The sequence below is a fragment of the Saccharopolyspora hirsuta genome (assembly GCF_008630535.1).
Lineage (GTDB): Bacteria > Actinomycetota > Actinomycetes > Mycobacteriales > Pseudonocardiaceae > Saccharopolyspora > Saccharopolyspora hirsuta.
Genome location: NZ_VWPH01000006.1, coordinates 277,522 through 293,315 on the forward strand (window position 1 = coordinate 277,522; position 15,794 = coordinate 293,315).

The following is a 15,794-nucleotide window of genomic DNA, read 5'->3' on the forward strand; positions in this document are numbered from 1 at the left end:
CCGTAGCGTGAAGGAAGGCACATCCCTCGCCATGACCAGCGAACTCACCGCACCCGGCCTCCCCTCGAAGTTCGCGACTCTGGGGCTGACCTTCGATGACGTGCTCCTGCTGCCCGACGAGTCCGACGTCATCCCGAGCGGGGTCGACACGTCGACGCAGCTCTCCCGCAACATCCGGCTGCGCGTCCCGCTGCTGTCGGCCGCGATGGACACCGTGACCGAGGCGCGGATGGCGATCGCGATGGCCCGCCAGGGCGGTGTCGGGATCCTGCAGCGCAACCTCTCGGTCGAGGAGCAGGCCTCCCAGGTCGAGGTGGTCAAGCGCTCCGAGGCGGGCATGGTCACCGACCCGGTCACCTGCTCCCCGGACGACACGCTCGCCGAGGTGGACGCGCTGTGCGCCCGCTTCCGCATCTCCGGCGTCCCGGTGACGGACCCGGACGGCACCCTGGTCGGCATCATCACCAACCGCGACATGCGCTTCGAGGTCGACTACACGCGCCGGGTGCGCGAGGTGATGACCGCCGCGCCGCTGATCACCGCGCAGGTCGGCGTCACCGCGGAGGCCGCGCTCGGGCTGCTGCGCCGCAACAAGATCGAGAAGCTGCCGATCGTGGACGGCGCGGGCAAGCTGCGCGGCCTGATCACGGTCAAGGACTTCGTCAAGACCGAGCAGTACCCCGACGCCACCAAGGACCCGGACGGCCGACTGCTGTGCGGCGCCGCGGTCGGCGTCGGCGCGGACTCGCACGAGCGCGCGATGGCGCTGGTGGACGCCGGGGTCGACGTGCTGATCGTGGACACCGCGCACGGCCACTCCCGCTCGGTGCTGGAGACCGTCACCACGCTGAAGAAGGAGCTCGGCAACTCCGTCGACGTGATCGGCGGCAACGTGGCCACCCGCGCGGGCGCGCAGGCGCTGATCGACGCCGGGGCGGACGCGGTCAAGGTCGGCGTCGGGCCGGGCTCGATCTGCACCACCCGCGTGGTCGCCGGGGTCGGCGTGCCGCAGATCAGCGCGATCTACGAGGCGAGCATGGCCTGCCGCCCGGCGGGCGTGCCGATCATCGGTGACGGCGGCATCCAGTACTCCGGGGACATCGGCAAGGCGATCGCCGCCGGGGCCAGCTCGGTGATGCTGGGCAGCCTGCTGGCGGGCACCGCCGAGGCGCCGGGCGAGCTGGTGCTGGTCAACGGCAAGCAGTTCAAGGTCTACCGGGGCATGGGCTCGCTGGGCGCGATGCAGTCGCGCGGCCAGGGCAAGTCCTACTCGAAGGACCGCTACTTCCAGGACGACGTGCTCTCCGAGGACAAGCTGGTGCCGGAGGGCATCGAGGGCCGGGTGCCGTTCCGCGGCCCGCTGGCCCAGGTCGTCGCGCAGCTGGTCGGCGGTCTGCGCTCGGGCATGGGCTACACCGGATCGAGCACGATCCCGGAGCTGCAGGACGCGAAGCTGGTCCGGATCACCGCGGCCGGTCTCAAGGAGAGCCACCCGCACGACATCACGATGACGGTCGAGGCGCCGAACTACACGGTCCGCTGACCCCGCCGACCCGGCCGCCGCGTCCACGGGCGCGGCGGCCGCGTCGTACCCGGGTCGTCGTGGTCGGACGATCACCCAGCGCTAAGGGCCCCCGTTGCGCGTCACTCGGATGCCGCAGAGAGAATGTCGTGTTGGACAGCGGTGCTGGCGAGGAGGGACTGACGGTGCGGGATCAGGTTGAGATCGGCATGGGCCGCACGGCGATGCGCGGCTACGACTTGGACGACGTGGCGATCGTGCCGTCCCGGCGCACCCGCTCCTCGAAGGACGTGTCGCTGGCGTGGCAGATCGACGCGTACCGCTTCGACATCCCGCTGATGACGCACCCGACCGACGCGGTCGTCTCGCCCGCCACCGCGGTGCGCATCGGCGAGCTCGGCGGGCTCGGCGTGCTCAACGCCGAGGGCCTGTGGGCGCGGCACGAGAACGTCGAGCAGAAGCTGTTCGACGTGGTGCGCGCCGCGGAGGAGGACAGCGACCCGGAGGCGGCGATCCGCCTGCTCCAGGAGCTGCACGCCGCGCCGATCCGGCACGACCTGCTCGCCGCTTCGCTGAAGCAGATCAAGGACTCCGGCGTCACGGTGGCCGCGCGGGTCAGCCCGCAGCACGCCGAGGAGCTGACCCCGGACCTGCTCGCGGCCGGTGTCGAGGTGCTGGTCGTGCAGGGCACGATCATCTCCGCCGAGCACGTGGCGCGGGACGGCGAGCCGCTGAACCTCAAGCGCTTCATCGCCGAGCTCGACGTGCCGGTGGTCGCCGGGGGCGTCGGCGACTACCGCACCGCGATGCACCTGATGCGCACCGGCGCGGCCGGGGTGATCGTCGGCTTCGGCCAGTCCCGCTCCGCGACGACCACCCAGGTCCTGGGCATCGGGGTCCCGATGGCGACGGCGATCGCCGACGCCGCCGCGGCCCGCCGCGACTACCTGGACGAGACCGGCGGCCGGTACGTGCACGTGATCGCCGACGGTTCGCTGGCCTACTCCGGGGACATCGCGAAGGCGATCGCCTGCGGTGCGGACGCGGTGATGCTCGGCGAGGCGCTGACCGAGGCCGCGGAGTCCCCGGCGCAGGGCTACTACTGGACCTCGGCGGCCGCGCACCCGAGCCTGCCGCGCAGCGAGATCGTCGGGTTCGCCGGTTCGGACGCGGACCTGGAGAAGCTGCTGTTCGGCCCGAGCAGCGACCCGTACGGCACGCTGAACCTCTTCGGCGGCCTCCGCCGAGCGATGGCCAAGACCGGCTACCGCGACCTCAAGGAGTTCCAGAAGGTCGGCCTCACCCTCCGCGGCTGATCTGAGGGAATTCCAGGCTCGTTCTGCGTGGCGGTGCCGGTTGCGGGGGTGGGCTATGCGCCTGCGGCGCATGCGGTGGTGTCCGCTCGGTGCCGGTCGCCCTTCGCGGCAGCTGTTCACCGCCGAAAGCGGCTGGCGCCGCTTGCCCGATGCAACGCGGGATTGTGAGCGCCAGGCAGGCAGAACGGTGCGATGGCCGGGCGGCGGCGATCTGGTTTCCGACCGGATCTGATGCTCCTGCCGGGAAATCCGCGCGGATGGGGACTAGCTACTGGCGAGTAATTACGTCTAGTCTGTCGCGCATGGCTGGACGTGACGGGGCGCACCGGGAGGACACCGACTTCGACGTGGTCGTGATCGGGTCCGGGTTCGGGGGCAGCGTGGCCGCGCTGCGGCTGACCGAGAAGGGCTACCGGGTGGCCGTGCTCGAAGCGGGGCGGCGGTTCACCGACGACGAGTTGCCGAAGACGTCGTGGGACCTGCGGAAGTTCCTGTGGGCGCCGCAGCTCGGCTGCTACGGCGTCCAGCGGATCCACCTGCTGAAGAACGTCCTGATCCTGGCCGGGGCGGGCGTCGGCGGCGGTTCGCTGAACTACGCCAACACGCTCTACCGGCCGCTGAAGCCGTTCTACAACGACCCGCAGTGGGCGCACATCACCGACTGGGAGGCCGAGCTCGCGCCGTACTACGACCAGGCGACGCGGATGCTCGGCGTGGTGGACAACCCCACCACCACCCCGTCGGACGTGGTGATGAAGAAGGTCGCCGGGCAGATGGGCGTCGGGGACACCTTCCACGCCACGCCGGTCGGCGTCTACTTCGGCACCGCGGGCAAGACCGAGGCCGACCCGTTCTTCGGCGGTGCCGGGCCCGCCCGCACCGGCTGCACCGAGTGCGGCGCGTGCATGACGGGCTGCCGCGTCGGGGCGAAGAACACGCTGGTGAAGAACTACCTGTACCTGGCCGAGGCGGGCGGCGCGCAGGTGTTCCCGCTGACCACGGTCAACCGGCTGGCGCAGGGCGCGGACGGCCGGTGGCGCATCGGCACGGTGCGCACCGGCGCGAAGTGGAACCGCCGCCCGCGCATCTTCCGCGCCGACCAGGTGGTGGTGGCCGCGGGCACCTGGGGCACGCAGAACCTGTTGCACCGCAGCAAGGAACGCGGTGATCTGCCGCGGCTGTCCGCGCGGCTGGGCCGCCTCACCCGCACCAACTCCGAGTCGATCATCGGCGCGCAGATGCCGGAGGTCGACCCCGAGCAGGACTTCTCCAGCGGCGTGGCGATCACCTCGTCGTTCCACCCCGACGAGAACACCCACATCGAGCCGGTGCGCTACACCAAGGGCGCCAACGCGATGGGGCTGCTGCAGACCTTGCCGACCAAGGGCGGCACCCCGGAACCGCGGCTGCGGCAGTGGTTCCGATACCTGCGCAAGCACCCGCTGCACGCGCTGCGCCTGCTGTCGGTGAAGAACTGGAGCGAGCGCACGGTGATCCTGCTGGTCATGCAGAGCCTCGACAACTCGCTGACCACCAAGCTGCGCAAGCGGTTCGGGCGCACGCAGCTGACCTCCGAGCAGGGGCACGGCGCGCCCAACCCGACCTACATCCGGGCCGGGGAGCAGGCCAACGAGCTGGTCGCCGAGGAGATCGGCGGCATAGCGGGCGGCACCTGGGGCGAGCTGTTCGACATCCCGATGACCGCGCACTTCCTGGGCGGCTGCGCGATCGGCGACGACGCCGAGCACGGCGTGATCGACCCGTACCACCGGGCCTTCGGCTACCCGACGCTGTCCATCGTGGACGGTTCGGCGGTGAGCGCGAACCTCGGGGTGAACCCGTCGCTGACCATCACGGCGCAGGCGGAGCGGGCCTTCGCGATGTGGCCGAACAAGGGCGAGACGGACACCCGTCCCGACCAGCACGAGGGCTACCGGAAGGTGGCCCCGGTCGAGCCGAAGTCCCCGGCGGTCCCGGCCAGCGCCCCGGCGGCGCTCCAGCTCCCGATCGTCTGACCCCGGGGGGATGAGGTCTTCCAACCTCGTTCTGCGTGGCGGTGCCGACCGGTGCCGGTCGCCCTTCGCGGCTGCTGTCCACGGACCTGATGGAAGTTCCATTGAAATCGGACGTCCGACTTCAATGGAAGTTGTGGGGCTCGGGCTCGGTGGGGGTGCAGTTTCAATTGAAACTGCGGTTCTGCCGACGGCGGAGCACCAGGGCGGACACCAGGACGGACATCGCGAGCCAGCCGGGCCACGAGGTGAGGCCGCTGGTGAGCGGGTGCGGCGGGTGGTCGGCGTCGGCGAGGACCCACGGGAGCTGGACAGCCGCGGTGCTGACCGCGGTGTGGGCGACGACCGCCGGGATCACCGATGCCGATCGGGCGCGCAGCCAGGCGAAGATCGGCACCACGAGCACGCAGGTGATCAGGAAGGCGGCGATCGCCACCGGCCACGGGGTGCTCGGGTACTGACCGCCCAGCAGCAGCGTGGGCAGGTGCCAGAGGGCGAACACGAATCCGGTGGTCAGCACGGCGAAAACCGGTCCGCGCGGGCGCAAGCGCGGGAACAGGTAGCCCTGCCAGCCGAGCTCCTCGCCGAAGAACAGCGGTAGCGAGACGAGCATCTGCACCAGCAGCGAACCGGCCCAGGCCGCCAGCGCGGTGAGCGGAATACCCCGCTGTCCAACGGTTTCCGGTGCGAACTGCTGGCGGAACCCGGAGAGGTCCGCGAGATCCGGGTGGTAGGTTCCCGCCGCGGTGCCGATGCCGAGCGCCAGCAGCGTCAGCACCAGCGGGCAGGCGAGGGCCAACAGGCAGTCCAGCGCGGTGCGCCGGTTCCAGGTCAACCCGAGCGTCGCGCGGACGGGCGTCCCGGGTTCCCAGCGGCGCAGCGCGACCAGGGCCGCCAGGGCAGGCGTCAGCATCGCGGCACCGATGCAGATCTGCTCCAGCGCGCCCATTCCCACATCGCTGCTCGTGCGCTGAAAACCGGTGACCAGCAACGGAATCATCGCGAGCCACATGCCTGCGCAAGCGAGCAGGACGAAGGTCAGCACGGGTCGGATCTTCGATCTCACCCCGGTGAAGCTAGGTCGCCGCCGACGGGGGCGGCAGGGCGTCGGCACCCGGGCGAAAGGTGTCGTGAACACCACCGCGCGCGGACCTCGACTTCGGCAAGATCGGCGCTGTCGGTGAAACCGGAGGAGATGACGATGGATTTGCGCTCGGCGGTGCGCGGGTTGGGCGTCCTGCTGCCCGCGCTGGTGACCGCGCTGGCGGCCCTGATCGTCGTGCCGCTGTTCGCGGTGTCCGGACTGCTGGTCGTGCTGGGCGCCGGGGTCTTCCTGCTCCCCGCCGCCGCGGCCGCCCTGCACCGCTGGACCGAGTGGGAGCGGCGGCGCGCCGGGCGCTACCTCGGCACCCCGGTCGCCCCGATCCGCTCGGCGTCCGGGTTCAAGGAGGTCGTCCGCTCGCCGATGACCTGGCGGGACCTGCGCTGGCTCGTGGTGCACGCGCTGTTCGGGCTGGTCACGGGCCTGCTGGGGTTGGTCGCGGCGCTCGGGGTGCCCGCGACGTTGGCGTCGGTGGTCCTCTGGCCGGTCATCCCCGACGTCACGTTGCTGGGCGTGCTCCCGTCGGACTGGGGCACCGCGCTCGGGCTCGGCGCGGTGCAGCTCGCGCTGACGGGTGCGTTGCTGGTGTGGGCCGTGCCCGCGTTGGCGAAGGCGCAGGCCCGGGTCTCGCTGCGGCTGCTGGCCCCGTCCGAGGCGGAGCGCTTGGCGGATCGGGTCGACGAGCTCGCCGAGACCCGGGCCGGAGCGCTGGAGGCGCACGGCGCGGAGCTGCGGCGCATCGAACGCGATCTGCACGACGGCACGCAGGCCCAGCTGGTCTCGATCGCGCTGCGGTTGGGGATCGCGGAGAAGACCGCCACCTCCGATCCGGAGGCCGCGCTGCGGCTGGTGCGCGAGGCCCGCGACGGGGCCGAGGAAGCGATGGCCGGGCTGCGCGACGTCGTGCGGACGCTCTACCCGCCGATCCTCGCCGACCGCGGGCTGGCCGGGGCGGTGTCCGCGCTGGGCGCGCGCTGCCCGGTGCCCACCGAGGTCTCCGTCGGCGAGCTCGGGGAGGTACCGGCCGCGGTCGAGGCCGCCGCGTACTTCGCGGTCGCCGAATCGCTCACCAACGTCGCCAAGCACTCCGGCGCGCAGCGCGCCGCGGTGTCGGTGCGTCGGGAGGGCGGCGAGCTGCGGATCGAGGTCGGCGACGACGGCGCGGGCGGGGCGGTGGAGTCCGGCGGCACCGGGCTGACCGGCATCCGGCAGCGGGTCGCCGCGCTGGACGGCCGCACCGCGGTGCACAGCCCGGCCGGCGGCCCGACCCGGATCGAGGTGGTCCTGCCGTGCGGGTTCTGATCGTCGAGGACAACGTCATCCTGGCCGAGGGCCTGAAGCTGCTGCTGGCCGCGGCGGAGATCGAGGTGGCCGGGGTGCACGCCGACGCCGGGGCGTTCCTCGAAGCCGTGACGACCGATCCGCCGGACATCGCGGTGGTGGACGTCCGGTTGCCGCCCTCGTTCCGCGACGAGGGGGTGCGGGCGGCGCTGCGCGCCCGCGAGCTGCACCCCGAGCTGCCGGTGCTGCTGTTCTCGCAGTACGTCGAGGAGACCTACGCGCGCGAGCTGCTCTCCGACGGCCGCGGCGCGGTGGGCTACCTGCTCAAGGACCGGGTCTCGCGGGTGGACGAGTTCGTCGACTCGCTGCGCCGGATCGCCGCCGGGGCCACCGTGATGGACCCCGAAGTCGTCTCGCAGCTGATGACCCGCCGCCACGACCCGCTGGCCGCGCTGACGCCCCGCGAGCGCGAGGTGCTCGCGCTGATGGCGGCCGGGTACGCCAACGGCGAGATCGCCCAGTGCCTGGTGGTCACCGAGCGGGCGGTGCTCAAGCACGTCGGCAACATCTTCGCCAAGCTGGACCTGCCCGTTGGCGACTCCGGCCACCGCCGGGTGCTCGCCGTGCTGGCGCATCTCGGCGGCTGAGAGCCTGTTGGTGCTCGTGTTGCGAAGGTGGTCGCTCATCGGAACCTGAGTGCTTCCCCGGACTGCGGGTGCCCCTCCTGAGGTATGCCCAATGCACGGCGGAGGGGCCGTCCTCGCCGGGAAAGCACTCAGAACCCGCGGGCGGTCGCCCTGCGTGCGTACTCAAAGCGGCTGCCGCCGCTTGTAAAGGCGCGGACAGCTTCGCTGGCAGCTCTACCGGGGCCGATGCCGCTGTGGCATCGGTTACCTGGGACAATGGCCGCAGCTCACCGGCTCAGCTAGGAGGTCGCGACGACGTGTCCGGTTCCGCAAGCAACAGCGCCCAGGGGCCTGTTCTCGTTGTCGACTACGGCGCCCAGTACGCGCAGCTGATCGCGCGCCGGGTGCGGGAGGCGCAGGTCTACTCCGAGGTCGTCCCGCACGACACCCCGGTCGAGGAGATCCAGCGGCGCAACCCCGCCGCCGTGGTGCTCTCCGGCGGCCCGTCGAGCGTCTACGCCGACGGCGCCCCCCAGGTCGACCCGGCGCTGTTCGAGGCCGGTGTCCCGGTCTTCGGCATCTGCTACGGCTTCCAGGCGATGACCTCGGCCCTCGGCGGCACGGTGGAGCACACCGGCACCCGCGAGTACGGCCGCACCGAGCTGGAGGTCAGCGGGGACGGCGGCACGCTGCACGCCGAGATGCCCGGCCACCACCCGGTGTGGATGAGCCACGGCGACTCGGTGAGCAAGGCGCCGGAGGGCTTCACCGTCACCGCCGCCACCAAGGACACCCCGGTCGCGGCGTTCGAGAGCGTCGAGCGGCAGCTGGCGGGCGTGCAGTACCACCCCGAGGTGGTGCACTCGCCGCACGGCCAGGAGGTGCTGCGCCGCTTCCTGCACGACATCGCCAAGGTCCGCCCGCAGTGGACCACCTCGTCGATCGTGGACGACACGGTGGCGGCGATCCGCGAGCAGGTCGGCGAACGCCGCGCGATCTGCGCGCTGTCCGGCGGGGTGGACTCCGCGGTGGCCGCCGCGCTGGTACACCGCGCCATCGGCGACCAGCTGACCTGCGTCTTCGTCGACCACGGCCTGCTGCGCGCCGGGGAGCGCGCGCAGGTGGAGCGCGACTTCGTCGCGGCCACCGGCGTCCGGCTGGTCACCATCGACGCGGCGGACCGGTTCCTCGGCGAGCTGGCCGGGGTGACCGACCCGGAGCAGAAGCGCAAGATCATCGGCCGGGAGTTCATCCGCGTCTTCGAGCAGGCCGCCCGCGACCTGCAGGCCGAGGCCGGTGAGTCCGGCGAGCACATCGACTTCCTGGTGCAGGGCACCCTCTACCCGGACGTGGTGGAGTCCGGCGGCGGCTCCGGCGCGGCGAACATCAAGAGCCACCACAACGTCGGCGGCCTGCCCGACGACCTGCAGTTCGAGCTGGTCGAGCCGCTGCGCGCGCTGTTCAAGGACGAGGTGCGCCGGGTCGGCCTGGAGCTGGGCCTGCCGGAGACGATCGTGCACCGGCAGCCGTTCCCCGGCCCGGGCCTGGGCATCCGGATCATCGGCGAGGTCACCGCGGACCGGCTGGAGACGCTGCGCGCGGCGGACGCGATCGCCCGCGAGGAGCTGACCGCCGCAGGTCTGGACCGCGACATCTGGCAGTGCCCGGTGGTCCTGCTGGCCGACGTCCGCTCGGTCGGCGTCCAGGGCGACGGCCGCACCTACGGCCACCCGGTGGTCCTGCGCCCGGTCTCCAGCGAGGACGCGATGACGGCGGACTGGACCCGCCTGCCCTACGACGTCCTGGAGCGCATCTCCACCCGGATCACCAACGAGGTGGCGGAGGTCAACCGGGTGACCCTGGACGTGACGTCCAAGCCCCCGGGCACCATCGAGTGGGAGTGATCCCGCAGAGCTGACAGGGCCCCTCCCGCCGAACCGGCGGGAGGGGTTCTTCGTCTTCGCTACTGCTCGACGCGGACCCAGTCGACGAGGTAGCGGACCTCGCCGGTGGCGATCCGGTCCACAGTGGACTGCGGGAGGCCGAAGTAGGGCTCGGTGACGCCGTTGACGCCGTTCGGGTAGGCGCCGCCGAGGGCGAAGTTCAGGATCAGGAAGTGCGGGTCGTCGTAGGCCCAGGTCCAGCCCCTGGACTCGATGTCCTGCTTGGTGACGCGGTAGGTCTCGACGTCGTCGACGAAGAAGGCGATGCCGTCCGGCGTCCAGTCCGCGCGGTAGACGTGCCAGTCGGCGGGGTTGCCGCCCGGGAACTCCTGGCGCTGGGTGAACGGGGTGTCGCCGTGGTACTCGGGGCCGTGGATCGCCGAGCTCGTCCACGGCTCGCCGACGTGCTCCATCACGTCGATCTCACCGCAGTCCGGCCACGGCTTGCCGTTGTCGATGTTCGCGCCCAGCGACCACCACGCGGGCCACAGGCCGCTGCCGGTGGCGTTCTCCGGGAGCTTGAGCCGCGCCGAGTAGCTGCCGTAGGTGAACTCGACCTTGTCCTGGGTCTTGACCCGGCCGGAGACGAAGTCGTAGGTCTGCCCGTCCGGGGCCTGCGTGCCCGGCTTGTAGCGGGGGTGCAGCGCGAGCGCGCCGTTCTCCGCCCCGGTGGCCGGGTCGTGCTCGACGTAGATGGTCTCGGGCGAGTCGACGTAGGCCTGCTGCTCCTGGTTGACCGTGCCGAAGTTCTCCCCGGTGACCTCGACCGTCCACTTCGAACGGTCCAGCTCGGTTCCGGAGAAGTCGTCGAAGAACACCTCGGCGCGGGGTGCGGCGCTGGCCTCCACCAGCGGCACCGCGCCCAACACCGCGAGCGCGGCGGCGCTCGCGAGCAACTTGTTCCGAACCATCACCGCTCCTCACCGTCAGAACCGCTTCTTGAGCGATTGAGTATCGCGGTGCGGTCCGAGGGGCGGGCGGGATTGGCGAGTTCTGGCCGGGTGCTCAGCTGCGGGTGCGCAGGGAGGCGACCAGCATGACGACGCCGATCGTCACCGCGGTCAGCGCCAGCAGCCACTGCAGCTGGCCGCCGAGGCCGAACAGCACGGTGCCCGCGACGGTGACCGTGATCAGCCCGCCCACCAGGGCGACCAGGTCCGGTCCGCCGCGCTCCCGGCGGCTGGGGGTCCGCTCGTCAGTCACGGGTCACCTCCACGCTCCCGACCCCGACCCGCAGGTCGAGGGTCAGCTGACCGCCGCCGGGCCCGTCCGGGCCGAGGTCGGTCGTCGTCTGGTCCGCGGTGCCGCCGCTGGACGTCTGGTTCAAGCACTGCACGTCGCCCAGCTCCGCCTTGCACCGCACGGTCGCGTCGACGTCCCGGGGCAGCCGCACCACGATGTCGCCGACCCCGACGCTGGTCGCGCTGCTGGCCGATTCGCCGTCGGCGATCTGCATGTCCCGCAGGTCCAGCGTGACCGTCCCGGCCGACAGCTGGTAGTCGGGGGCCAGGCCGCTGAGGGCCGCCGGGCGGATCTGCTGGTCGCCGACGGAGCCGCCGAAGGTGCTCGCCGGTAGCGCCGAGGCCAGCATCGCCACGGCCGCCAGCGGGACCGCCGCGACGATGAGCCCCCGCCCGCCGCGCAGGAACGAGCCGAGGAGCATCCCCACCCCGAGCACGCCGAGCGCGATGGCCAGCGAGACGTACAGCGGCGCTCCCAGCGAGCCGGTGAGACCACCGGCGAAGGCCGCCAGCACCAGCGTCACCCAGGTGATCCAGCGCCGCGGCGGCCGCTTCGGCTCGGGCGGTTCTGGCTCGCCGGGCTCCGGCAGGTCCCAGGCGAACGGTGCGGCGCCGAGCGGGTCCCACGCGGGCGGGGTCTGCTGCTCGGTCTTCGAGGTCGACTCGGCACCGGGGTAGACCCAGGTGTTCTCGCCCGCGGGCGTCGCGTCGGGCACCGGTGTCGTGGTGGGTGCCGCGGCGGGCGGTGCCACGTTGCGGTCGCCGTACGTGCGGTGCACCAGGTAGAACGCGCCCAGCCCCACCGCGAGCCCGATGATCGACGGCGAGCTGGTCAGCCAGAACACGCTGGGGATCAGCAGCAGCACCAGGATCACGGCGAGCGTGCTGGAGGTCGGCTCCGGCTTCGGCTTCGGACCGCCGGGAACCGGGTCGCCCTCCTTCGGGAACAGCAACCAGCCCAGCAGGTAGAGCACTACGCCCGCACCGCCGTAGATGGCGGCCAGGACGAAGGCGACCCGGACCAGGATGGGATCGATGCCGTACCGGAGGCCGATCGCCGCGGAGACGCCACCCACCTTGCCGCCGAACCGCGGCCGGACCGGGCGGGTCGCCCAGAAGTCCCGCAGGGTGTCCTCGAACGCCGCGACTCCGGCGCGCTTCGTCGTGCTCATGCCAACCACTATCGGTGCCAGGCGACCCCCGGAGCATCAGGGACGCCCCTGATCCGGCCCGGAATGTCATTGCCAGTCGGTGGTTGAGTTGCCAGGGTGGTCGCTTGGCGGAACCTGAGCGCTTCCCCGGACTGCGGGTGCCCCTCCTGATGTATGTCCAATGCACGGCGGAGGGGCCGTCCTCGCCGGGAAACCGCTCAGAACCCGCCGGTGGTCACTTTGCCGAGGTGGCCCAAGCGGCTGCCGCCGCTTCCGAAGGCGCGGACGGCTTCGCCGACAGGATCTCAGGGACGGTCCCTGATGCCCCCGTGCGCGCGAGCGTGTGACCATCGATGTCGTGAGAGACCAGCTGAACCAGCAGCGCGACACCGGGCCGGGGGCTGCCACGCAGCCGATGGCCCAGCAGCGCCCGCAGAGCGTGGCGCAGCTGCGGCGGCGCCGCAGCGGGCGACTGGTCGCCGGGGTGGCCAGCGGGGTGGCCGAGCACCTCGGGGTGCCGGTGCTCTGGGTGCGCGGCGGGTTCGCGGTGCTGGCGGTGTGCGGCGGGGCGGGCATCCTGGCCTACTCGCTGCTGTGGGTGTTCGTGCCGCAGTCCACCGGTGCCGAGAAGCCGGTGTCGACCAAGGAGCGGCAGCAGGGCTTCGGCGTGATCCTGCTCTGCCTCGGCGCGATGGTGGCCGTCGGCGGTCTGATCTCGATGCCCACCTGGCTGGGCGCGCCGCTGGTGGTGGTGCTGGTCGGGGCGGCCGTGGTGTGGCGGGAGGCCGACGAGTCGCAGCGCCGCCGCTGGCGGCAGGGCGCGCGGACCAACGTGGTCGGCGCGCTGCTCGGCGGTGGCGGCCGGTCGGCCATGATCCGGGTGCTGGCCGGTGCGGCGCTGGTCGTGGTGGGCATCGTGGTGCTGCTGGCCGGATCGACGTCGATGGACGAGGTGCGCTTCGCCCTGCTCGCGGTGGGCGCGACGCTGGTCGGTGTCGCGGTGCTGACGGTGCCGTGGTGGGTGCGCCTGGTGCGCGACCTCAACATCGAGCGGGCCAGCCGGATCCGCTCCCAGGAGCGCGCCGAGATCGCCGCTCACCTGCACGACTCGGTGCTGCAGACGCTGGCGCTGATCCAGAAGCAGGCCGAGTCCGAGCGCGAGGTGCGGCGGCTGGCCCGCGGGCAGGAGCGCGAGCTGCGGAACTGGCTGTACGGCCCGGACGGCTACGGCGCGCAGCGGCAGGCGGTGGAGGACAAGCCCGCGGCCACCCTCTCCGCCGAGCTGACCCGGATCTGCGGCGAGGTCGAGGACAGCTTCGCGATCAAGGTCCAGCAGGTCGTGGTCGGCGACTGCGACCTCGACGAGCGGTTGTCCGCGCAGCTCGCCGCGGCCCGGGAGGCGGTCGTCAACGCGGCCAAGCACGCCGGGGTCGCGGAGGTGAGCGTGTACGCGGAGGTGGAGGCCTCGCAGGTCTCGGTGTACGTCCGCGACCGCGGCGCCGGGTTCGACCCGGCCAGCGTGCCCGCCGACCGGCACGGCCTGGCCGATTCGATCCGCGGCCGCATGCAGCGGCACGGCGGGAAGGTCAAGGTGCGCACCTCGCCCGGCGAGGGCACCGAGGTGCAGATGGAAATGCCGAGAGCGGCGTGAAGTTCGCGTACGCTGCGGACGAGCCCAGCGATGGAGGATGTTGATCGTGACCGGTGAAGACACCACCGCCCCGCACCGGGTCCGGGTGTTCCTCGTCGACGACCACGCGCTGTTCCGCACCGGGGTGCGCGCGGAGCTGGCCGCTGCCGAGCAGGTCGAGGTGGTGGGCGAGGCCGGGTCGGTGGCCGAGGCCGTCGCCGGGATCGCGCACTACAAGCCCGAAGTCGTCCTGCTGGACGTGCACATGCCCGACGGCGGCGGTGCCGAGGTGCTGCGCCAGGTGCGCGGCCAGCAGCCGGACGTGGTGTTCCTGGCGCTGTCGGTGTCCGACGCCGCGGAGGACGTGATCGCGGTGATCCGCGGCGGCGCCCGCGGCTACGTCACCAAGACCATCTCCGGCCGGGAGCTGGCCGACGCGATCGTGCGGGTGCGCGCCGGGGACGCGGTGTTCTCGCCGCGGCTGGCGGGTTTCGTGCTGGACGCCTTCTCCGAGGGACCGAATTCGGCCCCGGTCGGCGACCCCGAGCTGGACCTGCTCACGCCCCGCGAGCGCGAGGTCCTGCGGCTGCTGGCGCGCGGCTACGCCTACAAGGAGATCGCCTCGGAGCTGTTCATCTCCGTCAAGACGGTGGAGACGCACGTGTCCAGCGTCCTGCGCAAGACCCAGCTCTCCAACCGCTACGAGCTCTCCCGCTGGGCCTCCGACCGCCGCTTGGTGTGAGGGGTTGTCTGACGAACTCGTTTTGCGTGGCGGTGCCGGTAGCGGAACCTCAGACGCCGCCTGGCTGCGGGATCCCGTTTTTATGTATGTCCAATACACGGCAAACGGGCTGTCCTCGCCAGGCGACGTCTGAGAACCCGCGGCGGTGCCAGTTTGCGGGGTGGGCTAAGCGGCTGCGCCGCTTAAGAGACAACTGACCATCGCCTAGGCCCAGACGCGCATCGGGACGAAGCCGGTGGCGCGGCCCGAGCGGTCCAGGAGCCGTCCCATGCGCTTGACCGTCCGCAGGTTCACCAGCGTGTCGTGCACGACGAGGGCCGGGAAGTTCCGCGTCGCGACCTGCTCGAACTGCTGGACCGCGCTGATCGACGGCAGCCAGACCGTGGCGACCAGGTTGTGCTCGCCGGTGACCGCCGCGCACATCCGGACCGGCGAGAGCCCGGCCAGCCCGGCCCCGACGCGGTCCACGTCGAGCGCGGCGACCCGCCCGCGCAAGGTGGCGGTGACCGGCAGCCCGACCAGCGGCGCGGCCACCTCGCAGCGCAGCGCGAGCACGCGCGAGCGCAGCATCGCGGTGACCCGGCGGCGGGCGGTGGCCTGGCTGGTCCCGGCCTCCTCGGCGAGCTGGGCGTAGGAGGTGCGGCCGTCCGCGGACAGCAGGCCCGCCAGCTTCCGGTCCAGGCCGGTGAAGGTGATCGACGACGCGGACTGCTGGCCGAAGCCGGGATCCAGCGCGGCGTGCGCCGAAGCGCCCAGCGCGTGCAGCCGCCAGTTCGCCCCCTCGCTGTAGAACCGGGTGACCAGTGCGGTCGTGGTGGCGGTCAGGCCGTGGACCTGCTCGACGTGCTGCACCAGGTAGTGGTTGAGCGCTTCGAGGTCCTGCGCGGCCACGGTGAGCAGCAGGTCCTGCGTCCCGGCGGTGATCTCCACGGAGATGCAGCACGAGTCCTCGGCGAGGGTGGCCGCGACCTGCTCCTTGGTGCCCGGTCGGCACCGGGCCGTCACCAGCGCGACGCAGCCGCCGGTGGACAGCGCGCGGAAGTACGCGGTCGTCCAGGCGTCACCGCGCTCGGCGAGCCGCTCCCAGCGCCGGGCCACCGCGTCCGCCGAGCGGACGCCCAGCGAGGTGGCCACCGCGGACCACGGCGCCCGCGGCCAGACCTGCAGCGCGTTCACCAGCGCCAGGTCCGACTCGCTCAGCATGACCGTTTTCCGCGTCACAGCCGGG

13 protein-coding genes are annotated in these 15,794 nt (G+C 72.1%); 8 read left to right on the top strand and 5 right to left on the bottom strand.

Translation table 11 applies throughout. The annotated features are described in order from the left end of the window. Window positions 1-31: 31 nt before the first annotated feature. The 3 genes from guaB to F1721_RS14650 all read left to right on the top strand — a co-directional run bounded on the left by guaB (window position 32) and on the right by F1721_RS14650 (window position 4,853). Window positions 32-1,543, top strand: a complete 1,512-nt coding sequence (gene guaB, locus F1721_RS14640) for an IMP dehydrogenase (protein WP_150067203.1) — start codon at window positions 32-34, stop codon at window positions 1,541-1,543. 164 nt (window positions 1,544-1,707) lie between these two features. Continuing rightward, window positions 1,708-2,838, top strand: a complete 1,131-nt coding sequence (locus tag F1721_RS14645) for a GuaB3 family IMP dehydrogenase-related protein (protein WP_150067204.1) — start codon at window positions 1,708-1,710, stop codon at window positions 2,836-2,838. A gap of 302 nt (window positions 2,839-3,140) precedes the next feature. Continuing rightward, window positions 3,141-4,853 carry a GMC family oxidoreductase N-terminal domain-containing protein gene (locus F1721_RS14650; protein WP_150067205.1) on the top strand — a complete coding sequence of 571 codons (1,713 nt, stop codon included), beginning with the start codon at window positions 3,141-3,143 and terminating at the stop codon, window positions 4,851-4,853. A 163-nt stretch (window positions 4,854-5,016) separates the two neighbouring features. Here F1721_RS14650 and F1721_RS14655 read toward each other — a convergent pair whose 3' ends face one another. Next, the gene (locus F1721_RS14655) at window positions 5,017-5,916 is read right to left on the bottom strand and encodes a CPBP family intramembrane glutamic endopeptidase (RefSeq protein ID WP_246154887.1); all 900 of its coding nucleotides are present in this window, start codon (window positions 5,914-5,916) and stop codon (window positions 5,017-5,019) included. Between the two features lie 135 nt (window positions 5,917-6,051). On the opposite strand from F1721_RS14655, the gene F1721_RS14660 reads away from it, so the two are divergent. From F1721_RS14660 to guaA, 3 genes are all read left to right on the top strand, one after another. Further along, a complete protein-coding gene (locus F1721_RS14660; protein ID WP_246154888.1) occupies window positions 6,052-7,254 on the top strand; it encodes a sensor histidine kinase in 1,203 nt (400 codons plus the stop codon). Continuing rightward, window positions 7,242-7,880: a response regulator gene (locus F1721_RS14665; protein ID WP_150067207.1), complete on the top strand. Its 639-nt coding sequence runs from the start codon at window positions 7,242-7,244 to the stop codon at window positions 7,878-7,880. The genes F1721_RS14660 and F1721_RS14665 overlap by 13 nt, the downstream gene beginning before the upstream one ends. 296 nt (window positions 7,881-8,176) lie before the next feature. After that, window positions 8,177-9,763: a glutamine-hydrolyzing GMP synthase gene (gene guaA / locus F1721_RS14670; RefSeq protein ID WP_150067208.1), complete on the top strand. Its 1,587-nt coding sequence runs from the start codon at window positions 8,177-8,179 to the stop codon at window positions 9,761-9,763. 59 nt (window positions 9,764-9,822) lie between these two features. Here guaA and F1721_RS14675 read toward each other — a convergent pair whose 3' ends face one another. The 3 genes from F1721_RS14675 to F1721_RS14685 form a co-directional block, all read right to left on the bottom strand. Further along, the gene (locus F1721_RS14675; RefSeq protein ID WP_150067209.1) at window positions 9,823-10,713 is read right to left on the bottom strand and encodes a glycoside hydrolase family 16 protein; all 891 of its coding nucleotides are present in this window, start codon (window positions 10,711-10,713) and stop codon (window positions 9,823-9,825) included. 94 nt (window positions 10,714-10,807) lie between these two features. Then, a complete protein-coding gene (locus tag F1721_RS14680) occupies window positions 10,808-11,005 on the bottom strand; it encodes a hypothetical protein (protein WP_150067210.1) in 198 nt (65 codons plus the stop codon). Then, a complete protein-coding gene (locus F1721_RS14685; RefSeq protein ID WP_150067211.1) occupies window positions 10,998-12,215 on the bottom strand; it encodes a PspC domain-containing protein in 1,218 nt (405 codons plus the stop codon). The genes F1721_RS14680 and F1721_RS14685 overlap by 8 nt, the downstream gene beginning before the upstream one ends. A 394-nt stretch (window positions 12,216-12,609) precedes the next feature. On the opposite strand from F1721_RS14685, the gene F1721_RS14690 reads away from it, so the two are divergent. After that, window positions 12,610-13,845 carry an ATP-binding protein gene (locus tag F1721_RS14690; protein WP_150067428.1) on the top strand — a complete coding sequence of 412 codons (1,236 nt, stop codon included), beginning with the start codon at window positions 12,610-12,612 and terminating at the stop codon, window positions 13,843-13,845. 37 nt (window positions 13,846-13,882) lie between these two features. Next, window positions 13,883-14,566 (top strand): response regulator, encoded by a 684-nt coding sequence (locus tag F1721_RS14695; protein WP_150067212.1) that lies wholly within the window; start codon window positions 13,883-13,885, stop codon window positions 14,564-14,566. A 204-nt stretch (window positions 14,567-14,770) separates the two neighbouring features. Here the strand turns inward: F1721_RS14695 and F1721_RS14700 are convergent, their stop codons facing one another. After that, the gene (locus F1721_RS14700; protein ID WP_150067213.1) at window positions 14,771-15,769 is read right to left on the bottom strand and encodes an Lrp/AsnC family transcriptional regulator; all 999 of its coding nucleotides are present in this window, start codon (window positions 15,767-15,769) and stop codon (window positions 14,771-14,773) included. Window positions 15,770-15,794 lie beyond the last annotated feature (25 nt).